The organism is Streptomyces sichuanensis, from assembly GCF_020328095.1.
GTDB lineage: Bacteria > Actinomycetota > Actinomycetes > Streptomycetales > Streptomycetaceae > Streptomyces > Streptomyces cinnamoneus.
Genome location: NZ_JAIXMK010000218.1, coordinates 1 through 606 on the forward strand (window position 1 = coordinate 1; position 606 = coordinate 606).

A 606-nucleotide genomic window follows, 5' to 3' on the forward strand; every position below is an offset into this window, starting at 1 on the left:
TGGGGTGATGGGTGGCTGGTCGTTGCTTGAGAACTGCACAGTGGACGCGAGCATCTGTGGCCAAGTTTTTAAGGGCGCACGGTGGATGCCTTGGCACCAGGAACCGATGAAGGACGTGGGAGGCCACGATAGGCCCCGGGGAGCTGTCAACCGAGCTTTGATCCGGGGGTGTCCGAATGGGGAAACCCGGCAGTCGTCATGGGCTGTCACCCGCTGCTGAACACATAGGCAGTGTGGAGGGAACGCGGGGAAGTGAAACATCTCAGTACCCGCAGGAAGAGAAAACAACCGTGATTCCGGGAGTAGTGGCGAGCGAAACTGGATGAGGCCAAACCGTATGTGTGTGATACCCGGCAGGGGTTGCGCATGCGGGGTTGTGGGATCTCTTTTTCATGGTCTGCCGGCCATGAGACGAGTCAGAAACCGTTGGTGTAGGCGAAGGACATGCGAAAGGTCCGGCGTAGAGGGTAAGACCCCCGTAGCTGAAACATTAACGGCTCGTTTAAGAGACACCCAAGTAGCACGGGGCCCGAGAAATCCCGTGTGAATCTGGCGGGACCACCCGCTAAGCCTAAATATTCCCTGGTGACCGATAGCGGATAGTAC

At 57.8% G+C, this 606-nt stretch carries 1 rRNA gene; it reads left to right on the plus strand.

The annotated features are described in order from the left end of the window. Positions 1–58: 58 nt before the first annotated feature. A 23S ribosomal RNA gene (locus LE181_RS31300) occupies positions 59–606 on the plus strand; the annotation flags it as partial.